Here is a 24378-nt window from a genome sequence, read left to right on the forward strand (position 1 = left end):
CTCAGATAGTGCGGCGGCGCTCGAAGATTTCGATGACTTTGGGGGAGCACCACACATGGAACACACCACCACCCGCCGGCACCTGCCGGGCCTGCCGACGCTGCTCAGCCTGGCGATTGCCATGGGCAGCGGCACCTTCGCGCTGCCGACCCTGGCCGCGAGCGAGGCCCAGGCGCAGGTCTACCGCTTCGACATTCCGGCGCAGTCCCTCGATGGCGCGTTGGCCGCGTTCAGCGCGGTCACCCGGGTGCAAGTGCTGGTGGGGGCGGAAGTTACCCAAGGGCTGCGCTCGCCGGGCCTCAGTGGCAGTTATCCACAGAGCCAGGCGCTGGCTCGCCTGCTGGCGGGCAGTGGGCTGTCGGCGAGCTACATCGACAGCGACAGCGTGACCCTGGAAAAGCGCGTCGGCAATGACGCCGCCGTGCAACTGGGCGCGACCAGCGTCAACGCCAATCAGCTCGGCGCCACCACCGAAGGCAGTCGGTCCTACACCACCGGCGCCCTGACCATCGGCAAGGGCGAGCAGAAGCTCAAGGACATTCCGCAGTCGGTCTCGGTCGTCACCCGCAAGCGGATGGACGACCAGAACATGAACAACCTGCAGGACGCCATGCGCCAGGTGACCGGCGTCACCATCAAGAGCTACAACTCCGGCTCCAGCCTGAACGACGTGTACATGCGCGGCTTCCTGGTGGATCAGGTGCAGGTCGACGGCGTTTCGCAGGCCACCGGCCAGGGCGACCTGGCCACCAGCTTCGACCTGGCCATGTACGACCGCGTCGAAGTGCTGCGTGGTCCGTCCGGTCTTTATCAGGGCTCCGGTGAGCCCGGCGGCACCATCAACGTGGTGCGCAAGCGCGCCCTTGGCACCTTCGGTCTGAAGGGCGAGCTGTCGGCGGGTTCGTGGGACAACTACCACTCCAGCATCGACGTCACCGGCCCGCTGAACGCCGACGGCAGCCTGCGCGGGCGCTTCGTCACCGCTTATGAGGACAACAAGTCCTGGGTCGACTATGCGCAGAACGAACGGCCGATGCTGTACGGCCGGCTGGAATACGACATCACCCCGGCGACCACCCTGTCGCTGGGCGGCGCCTATCAGAAGAACCGCTCCACACCCGCGTTCGGCCTGCCGGCCTATGCCGACGGCAAGCTGCTGGATGTCAGCCGCTCAACCTTCGTCGATGCCAAGTGGAACGAGCTGGACGAGCGCGTCTGGGAAGGTTTCGCCGAGGTTGACCATGCCCTGGACAACGGCGGTCAGTTCAAGACCTCGCTGACCTACCGCGATGCCGAGACGCCGACCCGTAACTTCACCTGGACTGATGACGCGGTGGACCCGGCCACCGGTGGCAGTTGGGCGATCGCCTATTCCTACTACACCCACATCAAGAGTCTGGGCCTGGACAGCTTCGTCACCTTGCCGGTGGAAGCCTTCGGTCGCACCCATGAGTTCACGGTCGGGGCCGAATACCAGCACCTGAATAAGGACTTTACCTACGGCGGCGGTGAGTATTTCCCGATCAACGTGTTCGATCCGGGCAGCAATGACATTCCCAAGCGCGAGTTCGTCATGGACAACGGCACCTGGTCGACCTCGCGCCAGTACGGGATCTACGGGCGCACCAAGATCGCCGCGACAGATGAGCTGGACGTGATTCTGGGCAGCCGGGTGACTTGGTTCGAAAGCGAGGGCAAAAACGCCAACGCCTACTTCAACCAGTTCGGCGAGACCGAGACCAACATCAACCGCAAGTTCATCCCTTACGGCGCGTTGGTTTACAAGCTGACCCCGGAATTGTCGGCGTATGCCAGTTACACCAAGGTCTTCAAGCCGCAGTCCAATATCGATGCGGACAACAAGGTGATCGCGCCGCGCGAAGGCGAGCAGTACGAGCTGGGCCTCAAGCGTGAATTCTTCGACGGGCGGCTCAACGGCAGCATCGCGGTGTTCCGGCTCTACGACGAAAACCGTGCCGAACTGGTGTCGGGTGCTCAGTACTACAGGGCGCAAGGCAAGGTTCGTAGCCAGGGCTGGGAAACCGAACTGAGCGGCAACCTGACCGACAACTGGAGCGTGGTGGCCGGTTATGCCTACACCATGACCAAGGCGCTGACCGGCACCGACGATGAGAAGGGCAGCACCTTCAGCACCATCACGCCGAAGCACAACGTCAACCTGTGGACCGATTACGAGTTCAGCGATGGGCCGTTGAAGGACTTCAGCATCGGCGGCGGTGTGCGGGCGGTGAGTGCGACGTACTACCGGCGCAATGTCGACTTCGAGCAGGGCGGCTACGCCATTGCCACGGCGCAGGTGGGGTACAAGGTCAACCAGAACCTGTCGGTGAAGCTGACCGGCAACAACCTGTTCGACCGCAAGTATTACGAGCGGGTGGACAGCCCGTGGGGGTCGAACTTCTATGGTGAGCCGCGCAATCTCACCTTTACTGTGCGGGCCAGTTACTGAGTGAGGCCCCAATCGCAACGATGAAGCCCTTGAAGACCCCATAAAAAAACCGGCACCCAAGGGCGCCGGTTTTTTCATTCCGCTCTACGACTCACAGCCCGTCGAGCAGAGCCTTGTCACGCACCGCACCCTTGTCGGCACTGGTGGCCAGCAGGGCGTAGGCTTTCAGCGCAGTGGTCACTTTGCGCGGACGCTGTTCCACCGGTTTCCAGCCTTTCTGGTCCTGAACCACACGGCGCGCCGCCAGTTCTTCGTCGCTGATCAACAGGTTGATCGAGCGGTTCGGAATGTCGATCAGTACCTTGTCGCCGTCCTGTACCAGGCCGATGGCGCCGCCAGCAGCAGCTTCCGGCGAGGCGTGGCCGATGGACAGGCCCGAAGTACCGCCGGAGAAACGTCCGTCGGTCAGCAGGGCACAGGCTTTGCCCAGGCCCTTGGACTTCAGGTACGACGTCGGGTACAGCATTTCCTGCATGCCCGGGCCGCCTTTCGGGCCTTCATAGCGAATGATGACGATGTCGCCTTCCTTCACTTCGTCGGCGAGGATGCCGCGCACCGCGCTGTCCTGGCTTTCGAAGATCTTCGCGTTGCCTTCGAACACGTGGATCGACTCATCGACGCCCGCGGTTTTCACCACGCAGCCGTCCAGTGCGATGTTGCCGTACAGCACGGCCAGGCCGCCTTCTTGCGAGTAGGCGTGCTCGACACTGCGGATGCAGCCGTTCTCACGGTCGTCATCCAGGGTTTCCCAACGGGTCGACTGGCTGAACGCGGTCTGGGTCGGGATACCGGCCGGGCCGGCCTTGAAGAAGTGGTGCACCGCTTCGTCATCGGTCTGGGTGATGTCCCACTTGGCGATGGCTTCTTCCAGGCTGCGCGTGTGCACGGTCGGCACGTCGGTGTGCAGCAGGCCGCCACGGGCCAGCGAACCGAGGATGCTGATGATGCCACCGGCGCGATGGACGTCTTCCATGTGGTACTTCTGGATGTTCGGCGCGACCTTGCACAGTTGCGGCACTTTGCGCGACAGGCGATCGATGTCGCGCAGGTCGAAGGCCAGCTCGGCCTCTTGGGCAGCGGCCAGCAAGTGCAGAATGGTGTTGGTCGAACCGCCCATGGCGATGTCCAGGGTCATGGCGTTTTCGAACGCCTTGAAGCTGGCGATATTACGCGGCAGCACGCTCTCATCGTTCTCGCCGTAGTAGCGTTTGCACAGCTCGACGATGGTACGGCCGGCGGTCAGGAACAACTGCTCGCGGTCGGAGTGAGTCGCCAGGGTCGAACCGTTGCCTGGCAGCGACAGGCCCAGGGCTTCGGTCAGGCAGTTCATCGAGTTGGCGGTGAACATGCCGGAGCACGAACCGCACGTAGGGCAGGCGCTGCGCTCGTACTCGGCGACTTTCTCGTCGCTGGCGGTGGAGTCGGCGGCGATGACCATGGCGTCGACCAGGTCGAGGCCGTGGCTGGCCAGTTTGGTCTTGCCGGCTTCCATCGGGCCGCCGGAGACGAAGATCACCGGGATGTTCAGGCGCAGGGACGCCATCAGCATGCCGGGGGTGATCTTGTCGCAGTTGGAGATGCAGACGATGGCGTCGGCGCAGTGGGCGTTGACCATGTACTCGACGGAGTCGGCGATGATCTCGCGGCTCGGCAGCGAATAGAGCATGCCGTCGTGGCCCATGGCGATGCCGTCATCCACCGCGATGGTGTTGAATTCCTTCGCCACGCCACCGGCGCGTTCCACTTCGCGGGCGACCAGTTGGCCCAGGTCCTTCAGGTGCACGTGGCCCGGGACGAACTGGGTGAACGAGTTGGCGATCGCGATGATCGGCTTCTTGAAGTCCTCGTCCTTCATACCGGTGGCGCGCCACAGCGCGCGGGCACCGGCCATGTTGCGGCCGTGGGTGGACGTTTTGGAACGGTAATCAGGCATGAAGCACTCCTGGCGGCTAATCCGGTATCAATGAGGGGAGTGAGCTTCTCTTGTCCGTGGTACCGCAAGGCAGGTGGCCGCTGGTACGGATGAAGCCGAAGACGCCGCGGGATCGCCGTGCGCTCGGCCAGAGCTCATAAACCCGCCGGGGGATGACTGGCGATGAATAGGCCGATTCTACACCGCTGGCGGGCTTAGGGAATGGCGCAATAGACAGTTGGCGCGCGCGGCAAGGCGCTTTGTGTCGCAGACAAGCCCTTTTTTGGTCGGGCTCGCTTTCCGGGCGACGGGGCGCTACCGTGATCGGCTTCTCGTCCTGGACTTCCATGGAGGAATTTATGGTCCACCCTGCCGATGTTCCCGCCAGCAGCGTCCTGCGCATGCTCTCCACAACGGCCTGGTTCTTCGATTGCTTCGCCCGCCGGGTAACCCCCGAACAGGGCCTGACCGCGCTGGACGCCTACCAGCGCATGAGCCGCGCGGTGCCCGATTGGGTCAACAAGGCAATCCGCCTGCGCGACATGCTGGTCCGGCCCTTCGGCCTCAAGCCGGTCGCCGGCTTCAACCTGCGCGAGCAGCAGACCCCGCGGGTCGGCGACAACCTCGACTTCTTCCAGATCGCCGCAGTGACGGACAAGGAACTGGTGCTGTCGCTCAAGGACAGCCACCTGGATGTACTGATTTCCGTGCACCTGGACCCCAACAACCAACTCAGCCTGACCTCCATCGTCGAACCGCACAATGCACTGGGGCGCTTCTACATGCGCCTGATCGCGCCGTTTCATCGGCGGGTGGTGAGGTCGATGTTGGGCAGGATCTAGTCCGACACGATTCGCGCTCATAAAAAATCCCGGCACCAGGCCGGGATTTTTCATTTCAGCGACGCACTCAGCTGTTAGGCAGCAGGCGGCAGGTGATGCTCTTGATGTAGCGGGTTTCCGGGATTGCCGGGTGTACCGGGTGGTCCGGGCCCTGGCCGCCGCGCTCGAGGAGCTGGATGTTGCGGTCCAGGTGGCGGGCGCTGGTGAGCAGGATGTTCTGCAGGTCGTCTTCCGGCAGGTGCATCGAGCACGATGCGCTGACCAGGATGCCGTCCTTGCTGAGCAGGCGCATGGCCTGTTCGTTCAGGCGACGGTAGGCGCCTTCGCCGTTTTTCAGGTCTTTCTTGCGTTTGATGAAGGCGGGCGGGTCGGCGACGATCACGTCGAAGCGCTCTTCCGAAGCCTTCAGCTCGCGCAGCGCGGCGAACACGTCGCCTTCGATGCAGGTCATTTTCTCGGCGAAGCCGTTCAGCGCGGCATTGCGCTCTACGCCATCGAGGGCGAAGCTCGAGGCGTCGACGCAGAACACTTCGCTGGCGCCGAAGGCCGCAGCCTGCACGCCCCAGCCGCCGATGTAGCTGAACAGATCAAGCACGCGCTTGCCCTTGACGTACGGCGCCAGGCGCGCGCGGTTCATGCGGTGGTCGTAGAACCAGCCGGTCTTCTGGCCTTCCATCACCGGCGCTTCGAACTTCACGCCGTTCTCTTCCAGCGCAACCCATTCCGGCACTTCGCCGTAGGCGGTCTCGACATAACGCTCCAGACCTTCGGCATCGCGGGCGGACGAGTCGTTCTTGAACAGCACGCCGCTCGGCTTGAGCACCTGGATCAGCGCGGCGAGGACGTCATCGCGGTGACGCTCCATGGCCGGCGAGGCCAGTTGCACCACGAGAATGTCGCCGAAACGGTCGACCACCAGGCCCGGCAGCAGGTCGGAATCGCCGTAGACCAGGCGATAGAACGGCTTGTCGAACAGGCGCTCGCGCAGCGACAGGGCGACGTTCAGGCGGTGTACCAGCAGCGATTTGTCCAGTGCCAGCTTGACGTCGCGCGACAGCAGGCGGGCGCAGATCAGGTTGTTCGGGCTCAGGGCGACGATGCCCAGGCCCTTGCCGCCCGCGGTTTCCAGAATGGCCTGGTCGCCGGCCTTGAAGCCATGCAGCGGGGTGGCGGCGACGTCGATTTCGTTGCTGTAGACCCACAGGTGGCCAGCGCGCAGGCGGCGGTCAGCGTTGGCTTTGAGGCGAAGGGTGGGCAGGGACATGACGTCGCTCCGGGAAAAAAGAGCGGGAGTATAGCCTGTCGACCAGGCGAGCACTGCGCCGGCGCGACAAATTGCAGGCCAGCGGCCGGTATTTTGCGTGGCGCCTCGCTGTACTGATCAGGTTAGAATTCCCCGTCAGCCGCGAGTGTGAATTTATGACCCCGGAACTAACCGCCGAACAGATCCAGCAAGCCTTGCAAGGCATCAGCGTCCCGCCCCAACCGCAGATCATGGTGGACCTGCAGATGGAGCAGTACATGCCCGATCCCGACCTTGAGGTGATCGCCAAGCTGATTTCCCAGGACCCTGGCCTGTCTGGCGCGTTGCTGAAGATCGTCAACTCGCCGTATTACGGCCTGACCAACAAGATCGCCTCGATCCAGCGCGCGGTGAACCTGCTGGGCAGCCGTTCGATCATCAACCTCATCAACGCTCAGTCGATCAAGGGCGAGATGAGCGATGAAACCATCGTCACCCTCAACCGTTTCTGGGATACGGCCCAGGACGTGGCGATGACCAGCCTGACCCTGGCCAAGCGCTTTGGCTCCCAGGCGGTGGACGAGGCTTACGCGTTGGGTCTGTTCCACGATTGCGGCGTGCCGCTGATGCTCAAGCGCTTCCCTGAATACATGAGCGTGCTGGAAGACGCCTACGCCAGTGCTGGCGATCACCAGCGGGTGGTGGACACCGAGAACCAGGTGTTCAACACCAACCATGCGGTGGTGGGCTACTACACGGCCAAGTCCTGGCGCCTGCCGGAGCATGTCAGCACCGCCATCGCCAACCACCACAACGCCCTGGCGGTGTTCAGCGACGACTCGCCGCGCAGTGCACCGCTGAAGAACCTGCTGGCGATCCTGAAGATGGCCGAGCACATCTGCGCATCGCACCGGGTGCTGGGCAACCAGAGCGTGGACCACGAATGGAATACCGTCGGGCACCTGGTGCTGGACTATATCGGCCTGTCGGAATACGACTTCGAGAGCCTCAAGCAAACCATCCGCGAACTGGGCAGCCATTGATCCATGCCGGAACTACCTGAAGTCGAAACCACTCGCCGGGGCATCGCCCCTTACCTCGAAGGCCAGCGTGTCAGCCGGGTGATCGTGCGTGAGCGGCGCCTGCGCTGGCCGATCCCCGAAGACCTCGACGTGCGGTTGTCCGGGCAGCGTTTCGTCTCGGTGGAGCGACGCGCCAAATACCTGTTATTGAATGCCGAGGTGGGGACGCTGATCAGCCACCTGGGTATGTCCGGCAACTTGCGGTTGGTGGAAATTGGTTTGCCGGCGGAAAAGCACGAGCATGTGGATATCGAGCTGGAGTCCGGCCTGGCGCTGCGCTACACCGATCCGCGGCGCTTCGGCGCGATGCTCTGGAGCCAGGCGCCGCTGGAGCACGAACTGCTGATCCGGCTTGGTCCGGAGCCGCTGACTGACCTGTTCGATGGCGAACGGCTGTTCCAGCTGTCTCGCGGGCGGTCGATGGCGGTGAAGCCGTTCATCATGGATAACGCCGTGGTGGTGGGGGTTGGCAACATCTACGCGACCGAAGCGCTGTTCGCGGCGGGTATCGATCCGCGCCGCGAGGCGGGCGGGATTTCCCGGGCGCGTTACCTGCGGCTGGCGATCGAGATCAAGCGCATCCTCGCGGCGGCGATCGAGCGAGGCGGCACCACCTTGCGGGACTTCATCGGCGGGGATGGCCAGCCGGGGTACTTCCAGCAGGAGCTGTTCGTCTATGGGCGGGGTGAGGAGCCGTGCAAGGTGTGTGGCACGGTGTTGCGGGAAGTGAAGCTGGGGCAGCGGGCCAGTGTGTTTTGTCCGCGGTGTCAGAAGTAGGTCGTTGCTGGATTGACGGGACTCATCGCTGGCAAGCCAGCTCCCACAGGGGTTTGAGCCGGTCCATGTGGGAGCTGGCTTGCCAGCGATGAGTCCCGCCAATCCAGCAAGAATCTCAGGGCTTCACCACCTCTGAACTGCCCACCCCACGCGGATCACTCGCCGCCTCCAGCTTTCCATTCCGCTTGTCCCAGAACAGCACCTGCTGATTGCCGTAGCTGCGTCCCAGATCCTTCAGCTCATAACCGCGTGCCCGCAGCGCCTGCTGCTCCGTCTCGCTGAATGCGCCCGGCTCATGCTCCACCACATCCGGCAAATACTGGTGGTGATAGCGCGGCACCGCCGGCCAAGTGTCCACCGGCCGACCGTTCAGGTACTCCAGCATCGACAGCAGCACCATGCTCGGAATCCGGCTGCCGCCCGGCGTACCGAAGGCGGCGAACTCTCCAGGGCTCTCGATGAAGCTCGGGCTCATGCTCGACAGCGGTCGCTTGCCAGCCGCCACGGCGTTGGCCTGGCTACCGCTCAGGCCGTAGCTGTTGCTGCCGTGCGGGTCGGCGGCGAAGTCGTCCATTTCGTTGTTCAGCACCACGCCAGTGCCGGGCGCGGTGAAGGCTGCGCCGAAAGGCAGGTTGACGGACAAGGTCGCCGCCACGGCATTGCCGTCGGCGTCGATCACCGCGAAGTGGGTGGTGTGGTCGCCTTCGCGCCAGGCGGGCGACGGCGGCAGGCGGCTGCTCGGTGTGGCGTCGTGCACGTCGATGCTGTCGGCCAGCTCGATCAGGTGCGAGCGCGACAGCAGGCGTGGCACGGGGTTATCCACATGGTCCGGGTCGCCGAGCAGGCCTCGGTCGCGGTAGGCCCGGCGCAAGACTTCCAGCACATAGTGGGCGCGCTGCACCTTGTCGGCGCTGTGCCATGGCAGGCGCTGGAGCATCGCCAGGCTCTGGGCGATGGCCACGCCGCCGGCGGACGGCGGCGGGGCGCTGATCAGTTCGCGCTGGTCGGCAAGGCGATAGCGCAGCGGCTCGCGCTCGGCGGTGCGGTAGCTGGCGAGGTCGTCCAGGCTCCAGATGCCGCCGGCGGCGTTGACTTCCCGCACCAGCGTTTGCGCCACCCGACCCCGGTAGAAACCGTCGCGGCCCTGATCGGCCAAGCGTTGCAGGGTTGCGGCCAGTTCCGGCTGGCGGATCGCTTGGCCGAGGGCCGGCACTTCATTGCGGTCGAGAAACAGTCGGGCGCTTTCGGCGTCGTCGCGCAATGCGTTGAGGCGCAGGGTGGCGCGGTCGCGGTAGATGCGGTCGACGGCGAACCCCTGGTTGGCGAGGCGAATGGCCGGCGCCAGGCTGCTGCGCAGCGGAAGTTTGCCGTAGCGCGCGGCCAGTTCGTCCAGCGCAGCGGGCAGGCCGGGGATGGCCGCCGCCAGCGGACCGTTGATCGACAGGCCGGGTTCGACCTTGCCGTCTTTCAGGTACATGTCCGCCGTGGCGTTACCCGGCGCCTTTTCACGGGCGTCGATAAAGCGGTAGCCGATGGGCGTGCCGGACTGGCGCAGCAGGAAGAAGCCGCCTCCACCGAGGCCAGAGCCATACGGCTCGACCACGGCCAGCGCGGCGCTCACGGCAATCGCCGCGTCGAAGGCGTTGCCGCCCTGGCTGAGAATTTCCCGCGCCGCAGCGGTGGCTTCAGGATGGGGCGTGGCGATCGCCGCGCGCCCAGGTCCGTCGGCCAGGGCCGCAACGCTGTACAGCGCCAGGCTGGCGCCGAGGAACAACGATCGGAGAGGGGCGACGCCCCGCATCAGGCCTTGCCGGTAATACGGCGGTATTTGGTCATCAGCTCGTCTTCGGTTTCCGGGTGGGCTTCATCCAGCGGGATGCAGTCGACCGGGCAGACTTGCTGGCATTGCGGTTCGTCATAGTGGCCGACGCACTGGGTGCACAGGTTCGGGTCGATCACGTAGATCTCTTCGCCCTGGGAGATGGCGGCGTTCGGGCACTCGGGTTCGCAGACGTCGCAGTTGATGCAATCGTCGGTGATGATCAGGGACATGGGGACTCCGGCCAGGCTCTTGCGCACTGGCAATTGAAAACCAATGGGCGCAATTGTGCCGTATTAGCGCCCGCAGTGCACGCGGGCGCGGGTTTCAGGCCGGAGTTGAGATTACTTCTTGAATCGCTCGGTGAGGGCGTCGGCCACTACCGGGTGGACGAACTTGGTGATATCGCCGCCCAGGGCCGCGATCTCGCGCACCAGCGTCGAGGAGATGAACGAATACCGCTCCGATGGGGTGAGGAACAGGCTTTCGACGTCGGGCGCCAGTTGCCGGTTCATGTTGGCCAGCTGGAACTCGTACTCGAAGTCCGACACCGCACGCAGGCCGCGCAGGAAGACATTGGCGCCTTGCTCCTTGGCGAAGTGCGCCAGCAACGTGGAGAAGCCAAGGACTTCGACGTTGGGCAGGTGCCGGGTGACCTCACGCGCCAGTTCCACGCGCTGTTCCAGCGGGAACAGCGGGTTTTTCTTGGGGCTGGCGGCAACCGCGATGATCACATGATCGAACAGGCGTGAGGCGCGTTCGACCAGATCGCCATGGCCCTTGGTAATCGGGTCGAAAGTACCCGGGTACAACACTCGGTTCATCGCGTCGTCCTGGCAGGAGGGCGTTAGGGACTCGGATGGTAGCGCAGCCGATACGGTCGGGCCAAGTCGCCATCACCGGCCCAACGGACTATAGACAGCGCGGCCCGCTGTTGTCATGCAGGCATTTTCAGGCGTTTGGCGAGCTGCTCGCTGAGCCGGGCGCTGATGGCGTAGACCGACAATTGCGGGTTGGCGCCGATGCTGGTGGGGAACAGCGAGCCGTCGTGGATCGACAGGTTTTCCAGTTGATGATGCCGGCCAAGGCTGTCGCAGACGCTCTGGCGCGGGTCTTCGCCCATGGCGCAGCCGCCCATCACGTGGGCGCTGCCGAGGCGGGTGAGGAACAGTTCCAGCGACAGGTCGTCGATCATCGAGCGGGCCTCAGCCAGGTTTTTTGCCGGACGGGCATGGCTATGCAGCGGCAGGACGCTTTCGGCCCCGGCGGCGAACTGAATCTGCGCCATGCTGTGAAATGCCCGGCGCACGCCGTCCCAGGCGTAGGCCGACACCGGGTAATCGAGCACCGGCGTGCCGTCGCCGCGCAACTGCACGCTGCCGCCAACGCTGTCCGGGTGAAAACCGTCGCGCAGCAGGGCCAGCATCACGTGGGTGTGGGGCAGGTCGGCCATGCGCAGGGCGTTGTCCTCGCCAAAGCCGCCGAGCAGCGTGGCGGCCAGGGCCGGGTGCAGCGGCGGCACTTCCAGCTTGTAGCCCATGGCGCCGGTGACACCGCCGCGCCACTGGAAATGGTCGCTGTAGATCGACTGCGGCGCACCGTAGAACGGGTTCACCGGTTCGGCGAAGCGTGCCGCGCTGAAGTTGACCAAGTGCAGGAAGGTTCGCTTGCCGAGACGCTGATGCGGGTCCGGGGCGTCCGAGCGCAGCAGCAGGGCCGGGCTGTTGATGCCGCCGCCAGCCAGCAGGTAGTGCCGCGCCCGTACCCGGATGCGCCGGCCCGTGGGCGCGACGCAGCGCGGGTCCATGGCCACGCAGTGCAGTTCGCGGATGCGCTGGCCGTCGTGTTCGAAACGCTCGGCGCGAGCGAGGTAGAGCAGCTCGCCGCCTTTTTCCAAGGTTGCCGGAATGCTGGTGACCAGCATCGATTGCTTGGCGTTGAGCGGGCAGCCCATGCCGCAATAGCCGAGGTTGCCGCAGCCGCGCACATTGCGCGGAATCACCTTCCAGTCCAGCCCGAGGGCCGCGCAGCCACGGCGCAGCACATCGTTGTTGGCGTTGGGCGGCACCTGCCAGGGGGCGATGTTCAGGCGCTGCTCCATGCGCTCGAACCAGGGCGCCAGGTCGTCCACGCCGAGGCCACTGACGCCGTGTTCACGGGCCCAGTGCTGCAAGGTCGGTTCCGGGGTGCGGAAGCTGGACGTCCAGTTGATCAGCGTGGTGCCGCCCACAGCGCGGCCTTGCAGGATAGTGATGGCGCCGTCCTTGCTCATGCGCCCGATGCCTTCCTGGTAGAGGCGGGCGTAGGCCTCGTGCTCGAGCATTTTGAAGTCGCTGCTGGTCTGCAGCGGGCCTTCTTCGATCAGCAGTACCCGATAACCAGCCGCGCTGAGGTGTTCCGCGCTGGTGGCGCCGCCCGCCCCGCTGCCGATGATGGCGATGTCGGTTTCCAGGGGCAGGTCCTGGCTCAGGGCGGAGCCGTCACGGGTTTTCCAGCCACGGGCGAGGCCGTCGCGGAACAGGTCGGGTACGGGCATGGGCGGGCTCTTGTCGGTCAGAATTTCGGCGGGCCGGGATAACCGCAGGTGCCCCAGGCGTCGGGCAGGCTGTACCAGGCCATCAGCAGCAGTTGCAGCAGCGAGCAGTAACCCTGGCGCAGCAGGTTCAGCGCGCTGTCCTGCCAGCGCAGCAGAAAGGCGCGGATATCTGCGGGGCTGGCCTGGTCCCAGGCGCCCCAGATGCCAGTGAGCGGGCCGCGGGTCAGCGGCAGTGCGAGCACGTCGAGCAGTTGTCGGGTCAGCGCGAGCATTTCCGGCGAGAGGCTGGCCAGCGTGTCGTCGAGACGGGCGAGCACCGCTTCCGTAGCGCTGGCGGGCGCGGCGCCCGCGAGGATCACCGGCGTGATGGCGCGTAGCAGTGGCAGATCAGCCGTGCGCAGCACGCCTAAGCCGCTGGCGGGCGTTTCGGCGGTGCAACCGAGCAGGCTGGCACCGCCGAGGAATAGCGTGGCGCCGAAGCTGAACTTGAGCAGGCCGCGACGGTTGAGCGCGGCGGCGTGGGGCAGGCATGTTGTCATTATTGTCGGGCCTGTGCAGCGATCAGCGGATGAAGAAACGGTACACCAGTTGTTGCAGACGTTTGCCATAAGGCGGGTAGATCAACCGCGCCAGGTTCAGGCGTTGCTTGGCCAGCACGCCCTTGGCCTGGCTGAAGGTCTGGAAGCCTTCGTAGCCGTGGTAGTGGCCCATGCCGGAAGGGCCGACGCCGCCGAACGGCAGGTCATCCTGGGCCACGTGCAGCAGGGTGTCGTTGAGGCAGGCACCGCCGGAATGGGTGTTTTCCAGCACCAGGTTCTGTTCGCCGCGCTCGTAGCCGAAGTAGTAAAGCGCCAGCGGACGCGGTCGCTGATTGATGTAGGCAATGGCTTCGTCGATATGCCGGTAAGGCACGATGGGCAGCAACGGGCCGAAAATTTCGTCCTGCATCACCTGCATCTGCGCGTGGGTGTCTTGCAGCAGATAGGGTGGCAGGCGGCGACCCTGCAGCGGTTCGTCCGGGTACAGGTTGGTCACCGTGGCGCCTTGCAAGCGGGCGTCATCAAGGTAGCCGTTGAGCCGGGCCAGGTGGCGATCGCTGATGATCGCCGTGTAGTCCGGGTTGCCCTGCACCTGTGGGTAAAAGCGTTTTACCGCCTCGCGGTAGGCGTCGATAAAGCCGGCGATCCGCTCTTCCGGTACCAGCACGTAGTCCGGCGCGACGCAGGTCTGCCCGGCGTTGAGGGTCTTGCCGAAGGCGATGCGCTCGGCGGCGTCGGCCAGCGGCACGCGGGAGGAGACGATGGCCGGCGATTTGCCGCCCAGTTCCAGAGTCACCGGGGTGAGGTTGTCGGCGGCGGCGCGCATCACGTGGCGACCGATGCTGGTGGCGCCGGTGAACAGCAGGTGGTCGAACGGCAGGCGGGAGAACGCCTCGCCGACGTCGGCTTCGCCCAGCACCACGCTGACCATGTCCGTGGGGAACACCGATTCCAGCAGGTTCTTGAGTACCAAGCCGGTGGCCGGCGTGGTTTCGCTGAGCTTGAGCATCACCCGATTGCCCGCAGCCAGGGCGCCGGTGAGCGGGCCAATGGCGAGAAACAGCGGGTAGTTCCACGGCACGATCACCCCGACCACGCCCAGCGGTTGGTAGTGCACGCGCGCACTGGCAGGCTGGAAGGCCAGGCCGACGCTGCGGCGGCGGGACTTCATCCAGTGGCCGAGGTGTTTTTCCGCATGGGCCAGGCCCAACACGCTGGGCATGAGTTCAGCCAGCCGGGTTTCGTCGGCGCTGCGCCCGTTGAAGTCCTGGTCAATGGCGGTGACCAACTCGTCCTGTCGCTCGATCAGCGCCTGGCGCAGGGCCTTGAGCCATTGCCGGCGCTGGGCCAGGGGCGGCATGGGTAGGCGGTTGAAGGCGGCGCGCTGTTGTTCGAACAGGGCGTCGAGCCAGTCCAGCTGGGACATCGGGACCTCCATGACTAATTGTTTCGGCTAGAGCATATACTCTAGTTGGCCTTTTTGTGCGGCCCTGCCAGCGATGAATTCCCCACATTCAGCGGATGCACGCACACCATTGAGGCCGTAAGATTAACCAAACATTTCAAGCTCACGCTTTTGGAGCTGGCGTCATGGCCCCGCGTATCAAGACCCGCGAGCGCATCGTGCAAAACAGCCTGGAGCTGTTCAACCAGCAGGGCGAGCGCAGCGTCAGTACCAACCACATCGCCGCGCATATGGAAATCTCGCCCGGCAACCTCTACTACCACTTCGCCAACAAGCAGGAAATCATTGCCGAGTTGTTCAGTCAGTATGAAGAACAGGTGGAAAGTTTCCTGCACCCGCCCAAAGGCCGCCTGGCCACGGTCGAGGACAAGCGCTTCTACTTGAAGGCGATCCTCGCGGCGATGTGGAACTACCGCTTCCTGCACCGCGATCTCGAACACCTGCTCGACAGCGACAAGGAACTGGCTGCCCGCTACCGGCGCTTTTCCCAGCGTTGCCTGTTGCAGGGCCAGGCCATTTACACCGGCTTTGTCGAGGCAGGCATCCTGGCGATGAACACGGTGCAGATCGAGTCGCTGACCCTCAACGCCTGGATCATCCTCACGTCCTGGGTCCGCTTTCTCTGCACCACCCGGGAAAACGCCGCGCATTTGAGTGAAGAAGCCATCAAGCGCGGCGTTTATCAGGTGCTGGTGCTGGAGCTCGGTTTCGTCACCGCCACGGCGCGCCCGGCGGTGGACGCGCTCTGCGAAGAATTCTACGTACCGCTGCAGCAGGCGCTGGAGCAGTAACGCCCCGTTCAATCGATATGGAGACTGTCATGCCTCACGCGCAACTGATTGCACCCCGGCAACTGGCGGAACGCCTCGGCGAGCCGAAGCTGGTGATTCTCGATTGTCGTTTTGCCCTGGAAGATCCGGATTACGGCCAGCGCAGCTATGCCGAGGGGCATATTGCCGGGGCGCATTTCGCCGATCTGGAGCGCGACCTGAGCGCGCCAGTGGTCAAGGGTGTGACCGGACGCCATCCGCTGCCGCAACCGGAGCGGTTGATCGAGCGCCTGCAGCAATGGGGAATCGATAACGACAGCGATGTGGTGCTCTATGACGATGGCCCTGGCGCATTCGCCGCGCGGGCCTGGTGGTTGCTCGCCTGGCTGGGCAAGCGCAGCGGTGTGTACCTGCTCGATGGCGGCCTCAAGGCCTGGCACGCGGCGGGCCTGCCGCTGAGCCTGGATCTGGCGGACAAGCGCGAAGGCACGTTCAGCGGCGAGCCGGATTCGGCGTTGCTGATCAGTGCCGAGCAACTGCGCGAGCGCCTGGGCGACCCGGCGCTGACCTTGCTCGACGCCCGCGCCCTGCCGCGTTTTCGCGGGGAAGTGGAGCCGATCGACCCGGTGGCTGGGCACATCCCCGGCGCGCAATGCGCGGCGTTTACCGACAACCTGGGTGCCGATGGCCGTTTCCTGCCCGCCGACCAGCTCAAGGCACGCTTCGCCAAACTGATCGGCGCGCGCAAGCCGGAGTCACTGGTGGCCTACTGCGGTTCCGGGGTTACTGCCTGCCACAACCTGTTTGCGCTGAGCCTGGCCGGCTATCCGCTGGCGCCGCTGTACGCGGGGTCGTGGAGCGAGTGGATCAATAATCCGCAGCATCAAATCGCGACCGGCGATTAACGCCCCGCCTGCTGCGCCAGCCACTCGGGGATACGCCGTTCCAGGTAGTACCCCGGCTGGCGCAGACTGCCATCGATAAAGCCGACATGACCGCCATGAGCGTGCAGCTCAAGGTGGGTGCTAGTAGCCAGCTCACAGGCTTCGGGAAGGCTGTGGCTGAACACGAACGGGTCGTCGCGGGACTGGATGATCAGCGTCGGTGTGCGGTTTTCGCCGAGGTAGTAGCGGCTGGACGAGCGCTTGTAATAGTCGTTGGCGTCATCGAATCCGTTGAGCGGGGCGGTGACGCGTCCGTCGAAGTCCCAGAAGGTGCGCAGGTTGGTCAGCGGCCCGAGCCGCGCCAGAGTTTCCAGGCTTTCGTGCTGACCATGGTGCTGGAAGTGTCGCTCCTTGTTCTTCAGGTAGGTGATCATTTCGCGAATGAAATGCGCCTGGTAGACCCGCGAGAAGCCCAGGCCGATGCGGTCGGCGCACTGGTCCAGGCGAAACGGTACCGACACCGCCACGGCAGCCTGCAACTGGCTTGCCGATCCAGTCTCGCCCAGGTACTTGAGCAGCACATTCCCGCCCAATGAATAACCGACCGCGTACAGCGGCGCCGACGGCCGCTGGGCCCGCAGGTGCGCGATCACTTCGGCCAGGTCTTCGCTGGCGCCGGAGTGGTAGCTGCGCGGCAGCAGGTTCGGCTCGCCTGAGCAACCGCGCCAGTTCACCGCCACGCTGGCCCAGCCGCGGGCGTTCAGCACGTGCTGCAGGCCAAGCACGTAATGTGAGGAGGACGAGCCGGTGAGTCCGTGCAGCACCAGCACCAGGGGCGCGGTGTTGTCGTGGGGGCCGCTCCAGTCCAGATCGAGGAAATCGCCGTCGCTCAGCCACACGCGTTCTCGCTGGTGCTCCAGTGCTGTCGACTTGCGCCACAGTGGACCCCAGAGGGTTTGCAGGTGAGGGTTGCGAAGTCCTGTCGCGGGGCTGAAGGGCAGGACGGGGGACGTGGACATCATTGTTTCACTCGGGGAACACGCGGCAGGCCTGATTACCAGTGTAAGTGCTGGCTCGGGCGCCTGCCGCGCGAGATGACGGACAAATGACGGTCAGCCGCGTTCCCACAGTGCGTAGTACACCTGACCAGCTTTTTTCTCGCGGTGCAGGCGCCAGTTGCCTGGCAGGTTCAGCGACGAAGGCGACGTCTCGCTCTCGGTATAGATCCAGGCGCGATCGGCCAGCCAGCCGCGCTCTTCGAGCAGGGCGCAGGTGCTTGGCAGCAGGTCCTGGTGGAACGGCGGGTCGAGGAACACCACGTCGAAGGCCAGTTTCGGCTCACCCTGCAGGTAGCGCTGGGCATCGCTCTGGAACACCTGGCCACGTGGGCAGCGCAGTAGTTCGAGGTTCTGCCGCAGGCTGGCGATGGCCGCGGAGTTGCTGTCCAGCGCCACGGAGTCGCCGGCCCCGCGGGACAGGGCTTCCAGGTACAAGGCGCCGCTGCCGGTGAAGGCATCCAGCACCTTGGCGCCTTCGATGTGTGCGGCAAGCCAGTTGAACACGGTTTCCCGCACCCGGTCCGGTGTCGGGCGCAGACCGGGGGCACTGGGGAAGCTCAGGCGACGGCTGCGCCATTCGCCGGCGATGATGCGCAACTGGCCTGGGCCCGTTTGCGGCTTGGATGGACTGGCCATTAATGCTCCGGTACGCCGAGCGGCTGCTCGGCGGGTTTATCGAGGGGTGGTGGCAGCGGCTGCTGCGGCACCTTGGGGCCGGCGGTGACGATTACCAGTTTGTCAGCCGACAGGTGGCGGTTCAGCGCGTCGCGAACCTGTTCCACGGTCAGTTCCTGAGACTGGCGCATGTAGTCTTCGAGGTAGGTCAGCGGCAGATTATAGAAGCCGATGGCACCCAGTTGGCCGACGATGCTCGCGTTGCTGGCGTTGGACAGCGGGAAGCTGCCAGCCAGTTCACGCTTGGCGTCGTCCAGTTCCTGTTGGGTCGGGCCGGTCTTCAGGTAGTCGCTGAGGAGGTCCTGCACCAGCTTGAGGGTGCCTTCGCTGAGTTCCGCGCGGGTCTGCAGGTTGATCATGAACGGCCCTTGCGCCTGCATCGGCACGAAGGTGGAGTAGACGCCGTAGGTCAGCCCGCGTTTCTCGCGCACTTCGCTCATCAGACGGGTGCCGAACGAGCCGCCGCCGAGGATCTGGTTACCCAGCGAGAGGGCGGCGTAGTCAGGGTCGTTGCGGTCGATGCCCAACTGCGCCAGCAGCAGGTGCGTCTGCTTGGACGGGAAGTCGATGTGCGTCGCGCCAGCCTTGGGCTGGGCGGGCGCTTCGACCTTGGCCAGCGCCGGGCCTTTCGGCAGCGCGGCGGACACTTGCGAAGCAATGGCCTCGGCGTCGGCGCGGCTGAGGTCACCGACCAGGGCGATCACCGTGTTGCTGGCGGTGTAGGCCTTGGCGTGGAAGGCGCGCAGCTGCTCCAGGGTGATCGGCGGAATGGTCTTGGCGGTGCCGTCGCTCGGGTGGCCATAAGGGTGCTGGCCGTACAGGCGCGCGAACAGTTCCTGGCTGGCGAGCTTGCCGGGGTTCTGCTTCTGGTACTCGAAGCCGGCGAGGATCTGGTTCTTGATCCGGGCCAGGGCGTCTTTCGGGAAGGTCGGCTTGCCCACCACTTCGGCGAACAGCTTCAACGCCGGCTCGCGCTTGTCGGCAGCGCTCAGGCTGCGCAGCGAGGCTACCGCCATGTCGCGGTAGGCGCCGTTGCCGAAGTCGGCGCCCAGGCCTTCGAAGCCTTGGGCGATGGCGCTGACGTCCTTGCCGGCCACACCCTCATTGAGCATGGCGTTGGTCAACGAGGCGATGCCGGGCGTGGCGCCGTCATGGCTGCTGCCGGCGGCGAAGGTCAGGCGCAGGTCGAACATCGGCAATTCGTGGGCTTCGACAAACAGCACCCGGGCGCCTTCGGCGGTGTTCCAGGTCTGGATGTTAAGGGCGCGGTGGCTTGGTGCCTTGCCATCCAGCTCGGCCAGCGATTGCAGGGTGTTGGTCGGCTTGGCTGCGGAGGCCGGGGTGCTGTCGGCGTAGGCGGGCGCGGCGAGGGCTACGGCCAGCGCGAGAATGCCGAGGCCCTTGAGGTTGAAGCGGGGCAGGGTCTGCTGGCTCATTGGGCGCGCTCCTCGGGCAGTACATGGGCGATGCTCAGGCGCTCGCGGGTGAAGTAGGTGCGCGCGGCGTTCTGGATGTCCGCGGGGGTCACGCTTTTCAACTCGTCCAGCTCGTTGTCGATCAGTTTCCAGGACAGGCCTACCGTCTCCAGTTGGCCGATGGTGGTGGCCTGGCTGCTGATGGAGTCGCGGTCGTAGACCAGGCCGGCGATCACCTGGGCGCGCACGCGCTCCAGCTCTTCGGCGCTTGGCGGTGTGGTCTTCAGTTCGTCGAGCAACTGCCAGATGCCGGTTTCGACCTGAGCGAGGGTCTTTTTCTTCTGCGTGTTCGGCGTTGCCGAGAGCACGAACAGGCTGTCACCACGGGTGAACGGGTCGTAGCGGGTCGATGCGCCGGCCACCAGTTCCTGACCGCGCTCCAGGCGGCTGGCCATGCGGGCGCTGTAGCCGCCGTCGAGCAGGGCCGAAATCAGGCGCAGGGCGTGCACTTCACGGGGATTCTTCGCGGTGGCCAGGCCTGGCACATTGAAGCCGTAGATCAGGCTCGGCAGTTGCGTGCGCACATGCACGGTCAACTGGCGCTGGCCGGGTTCGGCCAGTTCCAGCGGCAGCTTGGTCGGCGGCAGGGGACGTTTCGGGATGCCGGCGAACCAGCGGTCGGCGAGTTTGCGCACTTCATCGACGGTGATGTCGCCGACTACCACCAGGGTGGCGTTGTTCGGTGCGTACCAGGATTCGTACCAGTGACGCAGTTCTTCGACCTTCATGCGTTGCAGGTCGGCCATCCAGCCGATGGTCGGCGTGTGGTAGCCGCTGGCCGGGTAGGCCATTGCCTTGAACAGCTCGAATGCCTTGGAGCCGGGGTTGTCGTCGGTGCGCAGGCGACGCTCTTCCTTGATGACCTCGATTTCGCGGCTGAACTCGTCGGCCGGCAGGCGCAGGCTGGCCATGCGGTCGGCTTCCAGTTCCAGGGCGACGTTCAGGCGGTCACGGGCCAGGACCTGGTAATAAGCGGTGTAATCGTCGCTGGTGAAGGCGTTTTCCTCGGCGCCGAGGTCGCGCAGGATGCGCGAGCCCTCGCCGGGGCCAACCTTCTCGCTGCCCTTGAACATCATGTGCTCAAGAGCGTGGGACAGGCCGGTCTGGCCCGGTGTCTCGTAGCTGGAGCCGACCTTGTACCAGACCTGCGAAACCACCACCGGGGCGCGATGGTCTTCGCGCACTACGACTTTCAGGCCGTTGTCGAGGATGAATTCGTGGGTGGGTTGCGGGTCGGCGGCGAAGGCCGCCAGGGGCAGGCAAATCGTGCTGAGCAGCAGGCCAGCGGCACGGCGGGCTAGAGCATTCATTCGTAGTTCAACCTGTTGGGCTGCCCGCATGGCCTTAGCGTCGGCGGGCTAGGAGGTGCTAGGATACTGATCCGGTTGCCTGGCGACCATGCCTGTCGAGGATGTCGCCGCAAAGGCCCCCCGACAAAATAGACGACGCGCACGAACGAGCCGGATTTAAAAGAGTCTCTTCTGCGTTAAAAGAATTCTGACGCGCCAAGCAGGCGCATCGCCACCCTGAGATAGCCGTCTTCCATGTTTGGTTCCAACGACGACAAGAAAACGCCGGCTGCGCCCGGCGAAAAGAAAGGCCTGTTCGGCTGGCTGCGCAAGAAGCCCCAGCAACCTGTTGTCGAACAGCCTGAAAGCCCCGCCCCGATCGCTCCCGAGCCCGCTCCTGCCGTTGTGCCGGAGCCTCAGGTCAGTGCGGCGCCGGCCATCGCCCCTGAAGTGCTGGCTCCGGTTGCACCTGAAGCGCCGCTCGCCGCGCCGTCCAGCCTGGTGCTGCCGGTGCCGGAAGAGCCGGTCGCGCTGGTGCCTGACCTCGAACCTCACCAGCCACCGGTCATTCCCGAGCGGCCGCTTGACGTTGTGCATGTCGAGCCCGAGCCCGAGCCGCAGCCCGCGCCAATCCCGCAACCCGAGCCTGTTCAGGTCGCGCCTGCTCCCGAGCCAGTTGCGCCGATCGTCGAGCCTGCTCCGGTGGTTGTCGCTGCGGCTCCCGCTCCTGCTCCCGTTCAAGCCCCGGCTCCGGTGGTCGAAGCGGTTGTCGAGCCTGCGCCAGCTCCCGCGCCTGTAGAAGAAGCCAAGACCGGCTTCTTCTCCCGCCTCAAACAAGGCCTGTCGAAGACCAGCGCCAGCATCGGCGAGGGCATGGCCAGCCTGTTCCTCGGCAAGAAAGCCATCGATGACGACCTGCTCGATGAAATCGAAACCCGTCTGCTGACCGCTGACGTCGGTGTCGAGGCCACGTCGCTGATCGTGCAGAACCTGACCCAGAAAGTCGCCCGCAAGCAACTGGCGGACGCCGACGCGCTGTACAAATCGCTGCAGGACGAGCTCGCAGGGCTGCTCAAGCCAGTGGAGCAACCGCTGCGGATTCAGTCGCAGAACAAACCGTTCGTCATCCTGGTGGTTGGCGTCAACGGCGCCGGCAAGACCACCACCATCGGCAAGCTGGCCAAGAAGCTCCAGCTCGAAGGCAAGAAAGTCATGCTGGCCGCCGGTGACACCTTCCGCGCTGCGGCGGTGGAGCAGTTGCAGGTCTGGGGTGAGCGCAACAACATCCCGGTCATCGCCCAGCACACCGGCGCCGACTCGGCCTCGGTAATCTTCGATGCCGTGCAGGCCGCCAAGGCCCGTGGTGTCGATGTGCTGATCGCCGACACCGCCGGCCGCCTGCACACCAAAGACAACCTGATGGAAGAGCTGAAGAAGGTTCGCCGGGTGATCGGCAAGCTCGACGCCGATGCGCCACATGAAGTGTTGCTGGTGCTCGACGCCGGCACTGGCCAGAACGCCATCAACCAGGCCAAGCACTTCAACCAGAGCGTTGAACTGACTGGCCTGGCCCTGACCAAGCTGGACGGCACCGCCAAGGGCGGGGTGATTTTCGCCTTGGCCAAGCAGTTCAGTCTGCCCATTCGCTATATTGGCGTAGGTGAAGGCATCGACGATCTGCGCGCGTTCGAAGCAGAATCCTTCGTTAAAGCACTGTTTGCCGAGCGGGAGCATCCATGATTCGATTCGAACAGGTCGCCAAGCGTTATCCGAATGGTCACGTTGGCCTGCATGAGTTGAGTTTTCGGGTACGGCGGGGCGAATTTCTGTTCGTGACCGGTCACTCCGGTGCCGGCAAGAGCACGTTGTTGCGCCTGCTGCTGGCCATGGAGCGTCCGACCAGCGGCAAATTGCTGCTGGCCGGCCAGGATCTGGGCCAGATCACCAATGCGCAGATCCCGTTCCTGCGCCGCCAGATCGGCGTGGTGTTCCAGAATCATCAGTTGCTGTTCGACCGTACCGTCTTCAATAACGTCGCCCTGCCGTTGCAGATCCTCGGCCTGTCCAAGGTCGAGATCGCCAAGCGGGTCGATTCGGCATTGGAGCGGGTGGCGCTTTCCGACAAGTCCGCGCTGTTCCCCGGAGACCTGTCCACCGGCCAGCAACAGCGCGTCGGCATCGCCCGCGCCATCGTTCACCGCCCGGCACTGCTGCTGGCGGACGAACCCACCGGTAACCTCGACCCGCGCCTTGCTGCGGAGATCATGGGTGTTTTCGAAGATATCAACCGCCTGGGCACCAGCGTGCTGATCGCCAGCCACGACCTGGCACTGATCGCGCGTATGCGCCATCGCATGCTGACGCTGCAGCGCGGTCGCCTGATCGGCGATGGGGAGGCCGGGCAATGAGTGCGACACGCAGTCCAAAAGTATCCGAACGCGTAGCGCCGAAACCGGCTGACCCGCAATCGGATAAAAAGAAGAGGGGCCATGATGATGACGACGGCCCGGATTTCCGCACCCTGCTGCAGGCCTGGCTGGAAAGCCATCGCGCCAGCCTGGTGGACAGCCTGCGCCGCCTGGGCAAGCAGCCGATCGGCAGCTTCTTCACTTGCCTGGTGATGGCGGTGGCACTCAGCCTGCCGATGGGCCTGTCGCTGATCCTGAGCAATATCGAACGGCTTGGCGGCTCCTGGCAGCGCGCCGCGCAGATTTCCCTGTACCTGAAGCTGGACGCCAGCGCCCGTGACGGCGAGGCGCTGCGCGAGCAGATCAAGACCCTGCCCGGCGTGGCCGATGCCGAGTACGTTAGCCGCGAACAGGCGCTCAACGAGTTCCAGCAGCAGTCCGGGCTCGGCGAAGCGCTGCGTGAGCTGCCGGAGAATCCGCTGCCCGGCGTGGTGGTGGTGACCCCGGCGGAAGTCGATAAAGCGACCCTCGAAGCTTTGCGTCAGCGTTTGTCGGAGCTACCGCGGGTTGAGCTGGCGCAGCTCGATCTGGTCTGGGTCGAACGGCTGGCGGCGATCCTCAAATTGGGTGACCGCTTCGTCTTTGGCCTTACCGTATTGCTGGTTTCCGCGCTGCTGCTGGTGATCGGCAACACCATCCGGCTGCATATCGAGAACCGCCGGACGGAAATCGAAGTCATCAAGCTGGTCGGCGGTACCGACAGCTATGTGCGTCGCCCCTTCCTTTATATGGGGGCGTTGTACGGGCTGGGCGCGGGGATTCTGTCCTGGGGCGTGCTGGCATTCGGGCTGAACTGGCTGAATGACGCGGTGGTCGACCTGTCAGGGCTGTATGGCAGTGATTTCGCCCTGGCCGGCGTGCCGTCTGCCGATGGTCTGTCGCTCTTGCTTGGTGCGGTACTGTTAGGGTATATCGGTGCATGGATCGCGGTGGCTCGGCATCTGAGTGAGCTGGCACCACGATAGTGTCTTTTTGCTGGTATTGACTCTTTTGGTTTTCAGGGAACTTGTTTAGCGGTTCCCGGTCAATGTTGGCAGTGCCCATGGGCACGAGTTTAGTGAGTCGGAGGTTTTT

At 64.7% G+C, this 24378-nt stretch carries 21 protein-coding genes; 9 read left to right on the top strand and 12 right to left on the bottom strand.

Translation table 11 applies throughout. The features are described from left to right. Window positions 1–55: 55 nt before the first annotated feature. Complete coding sequence (locus DM374_RS13610) at window positions 56–2470, top strand: TonB-dependent siderophore receptor (RefSeq protein WP_110970307.1); 2415 nt, start codon at window positions 56–58, stop codon at window positions 2468–2470. 91 nt (window positions 2471–2561) lie between these two features. On the opposite strand, the gene ilvD is transcribed toward DM374_RS13610, so the two are convergent. Continuing rightward, entirely contained in the window at window positions 2562–4403 is a 1842-nt protein-coding gene (ilvD, locus tag DM374_RS13615) for a dihydroxy-acid dehydratase (protein ID WP_110970308.1), read from the bottom strand. A 338-nt stretch (window positions 4404–4741) separates the two neighbouring features. On the opposite strand from ilvD, the gene DM374_RS13620 reads away from it, so the two are divergent. Next, entirely contained in the window at window positions 4742–5224 is a 483-nt protein-coding gene (locus tag DM374_RS13620) for a DUF2867 domain-containing protein (protein WP_157969695.1), read from the top strand. 67 nt (window positions 5225–5291) lie between these two features. Here DM374_RS13620 and DM374_RS13625 read toward each other — a convergent pair whose 3' ends face one another. Then, complete coding sequence (locus DM374_RS13625) at window positions 5292–6488, bottom strand: class I SAM-dependent rRNA methyltransferase (protein WP_110970310.1); 1197 nt, start codon at window positions 6486–6488, stop codon at window positions 5292–5294. Between the two features lie 155 nt (window positions 6489–6643). On the opposite strand from DM374_RS13625, the gene DM374_RS13630 reads away from it, so the two are divergent. Together DM374_RS13630 and mutM are read left to right on the top strand one after the other, a co-directional pair. Then, window positions 6644–7510: an HDOD domain-containing protein gene (locus DM374_RS13630; protein WP_110970311.1), complete on the top strand. Its 867-nt coding sequence runs from the start codon at window positions 6644–6646 to the stop codon at window positions 7508–7510. A gap of 3 nt (window positions 7511–7513) precedes the next feature. Further along, window positions 7514–8326, top strand: coding sequence for a bifunctional DNA-formamidopyrimidine glycosylase/DNA-(apurinic or apyrimidinic site) lyase (gene mutM / locus DM374_RS13635; protein ID WP_110970312.1), 813 nt, complete (start codon window positions 7514–7516; stop codon window positions 8324–8326). Window positions 8327–8441: 115 nt separating this feature from the next. Here mutM and ggt read toward each other — a convergent pair whose 3' ends face one another. The 6 genes from ggt to DM374_RS13665 form a co-directional block, all read right to left on the bottom strand. Next, window positions 8442–10127 (bottom strand): gamma-glutamyltransferase, encoded by a 1686-nt coding sequence (gene ggt, locus DM374_RS13640; RefSeq protein ID WP_110970313.1) that lies wholly within the window; start codon window positions 10125–10127, stop codon window positions 8442–8444. Then, window positions 10127–10378, bottom strand: coding sequence for a YfhL family 4Fe-4S dicluster ferredoxin (locus tag DM374_RS13645; protein WP_095156361.1), 252 nt, complete (start codon window positions 10376–10378; stop codon window positions 10127–10129). The genes ggt and DM374_RS13645 overlap by 1 nt, the downstream gene beginning before the upstream one ends. 111 nt (window positions 10379–10489) lie before the next feature. Next, complete coding sequence (gene coaD / locus DM374_RS13650; RefSeq protein WP_095156360.1) at window positions 10490–10969, bottom strand: pantetheine-phosphate adenylyltransferase; 480 nt, start codon at window positions 10967–10969, stop codon at window positions 10490–10492. A 113-nt stretch (window positions 10970–11082) separates the two neighbouring features. Then, window positions 11083–12681 (bottom strand): GMC family oxidoreductase, encoded by a 1599-nt coding sequence (locus DM374_RS13655; RefSeq protein WP_110970314.1) that lies wholly within the window; start codon window positions 12679–12681, stop codon window positions 11083–11085. Between the two features lie 17 nt (window positions 12682–12698). After that, window positions 12699–13220, bottom strand: a complete 522-nt coding sequence (locus tag DM374_RS13660) for a twin-arginine translocation pathway signal protein (RefSeq protein ID WP_110970315.1) — start codon at window positions 13218–13220, stop codon at window positions 12699–12701. 22 nt (window positions 13221–13242) lie between these two features. Beyond that, complete coding sequence (locus tag DM374_RS13665) at window positions 13243–14658, bottom strand: coniferyl aldehyde dehydrogenase (protein WP_110970316.1); 1416 nt, start codon at window positions 14656–14658, stop codon at window positions 13243–13245. Between the two features lie 152 nt (window positions 14659–14810). Between DM374_RS13665 and DM374_RS13670 the strand changes: the two genes are divergently transcribed. Both DM374_RS13670 and DM374_RS13675 read left to right on the top strand, forming a co-directional pair. Further along, entirely contained in the window at window positions 14811–15476 is a 666-nt protein-coding gene (locus DM374_RS13670; RefSeq protein WP_110970317.1) for a TetR/AcrR family transcriptional regulator, read from the top strand. Window positions 15477–15505: 29 nt separating this feature from the next. Then, complete coding sequence (locus DM374_RS13675) at window positions 15506–16360, top strand: sulfurtransferase (RefSeq protein WP_110970318.1); 855 nt, start codon at window positions 15506–15508, stop codon at window positions 16358–16360. Here the strand turns inward: DM374_RS13675 and DM374_RS13680 are convergent. The 4 genes from DM374_RS13680 to DM374_RS13695 all read right to left on the bottom strand — a co-directional run bounded on the left by DM374_RS13680 (window position 16357) and on the right by DM374_RS13695 (window position 20857). Further along, window positions 16357–17358 (bottom strand): hydrolase, encoded by a 1002-nt coding sequence (locus DM374_RS13680; protein ID WP_110970404.1) that lies wholly within the window; start codon window positions 17356–17358, stop codon window positions 16357–16359. The two genes, DM374_RS13675 and DM374_RS13680, sit on opposite strands and share 4 nt — an antisense overlap. 93 nt (window positions 17359–17451) lie before the next feature. Further along, window positions 17452–18033, bottom strand: coding sequence for a 16S rRNA (guanine(966)-N(2))-methyltransferase RsmD (gene rsmD / locus DM374_RS13685; RefSeq protein ID WP_110970319.1), 582 nt, complete (start codon window positions 18031–18033; stop codon window positions 17452–17454). After that, complete coding sequence (locus DM374_RS13690) at window positions 18033–19508, bottom strand: M16 family metallopeptidase (RefSeq protein WP_110970320.1); 1476 nt, start codon at window positions 19506–19508, stop codon at window positions 18033–18035. The genes rsmD and DM374_RS13690 overlap by 1 nt, the downstream gene beginning before the upstream one ends. Beyond that, window positions 19505–20857: a M16 family metallopeptidase gene (locus tag DM374_RS13695; protein ID WP_110970321.1), complete on the bottom strand. Its 1353-nt coding sequence runs from the start codon at window positions 20855–20857 to the stop codon at window positions 19505–19507. The genes DM374_RS13690 and DM374_RS13695 overlap by 4 nt, the downstream gene beginning before the upstream one ends. 234 nt (window positions 20858–21091) lie before the next feature. Here DM374_RS13695 and ftsY point away from each other — a divergent pair, with 234 nt between their 5' ends. From ftsY to ftsX, 3 genes are read left to right on the top strand one after another with little or no spacing between them, the layout of a single operon-like run. Then, the gene (gene ftsY / locus DM374_RS13705) at window positions 21092–22576 is read left to right on the top strand and encodes a signal recognition particle-docking protein FtsY (RefSeq protein WP_110970322.1); all 1485 of its coding nucleotides are present in this window, start codon (window positions 21092–21094) and stop codon (window positions 22574–22576) included. Beyond that, window positions 22573–23244 (top strand): cell division ATP-binding protein FtsE, encoded by a 672-nt coding sequence (ftsE, locus tag DM374_RS13710; RefSeq protein WP_095156349.1) that lies wholly within the window; start codon window positions 22573–22575, stop codon window positions 23242–23244. The genes ftsY and ftsE overlap by 4 nt, the downstream gene beginning before the upstream one ends. Continuing rightward, a complete protein-coding gene (gene ftsX, locus DM374_RS13715; protein WP_110970323.1) occupies window positions 23241–24269 on the top strand; it encodes a permease-like cell division protein FtsX in 1029 nt (342 codons plus the stop codon). The genes ftsE and ftsX overlap by 4 nt, the downstream gene beginning before the upstream one ends. Window positions 24270–24378 lie beyond the last annotated feature (109 nt).

This window comes from Pseudomonas huaxiensis (genome assembly GCF_003231275.1).
GTDB classification, from domain to species: domain Bacteria; phylum Pseudomonadota; class Gammaproteobacteria; order Pseudomonadales; family Pseudomonadaceae; genus Aquipseudomonas; species Aquipseudomonas huaxiensis.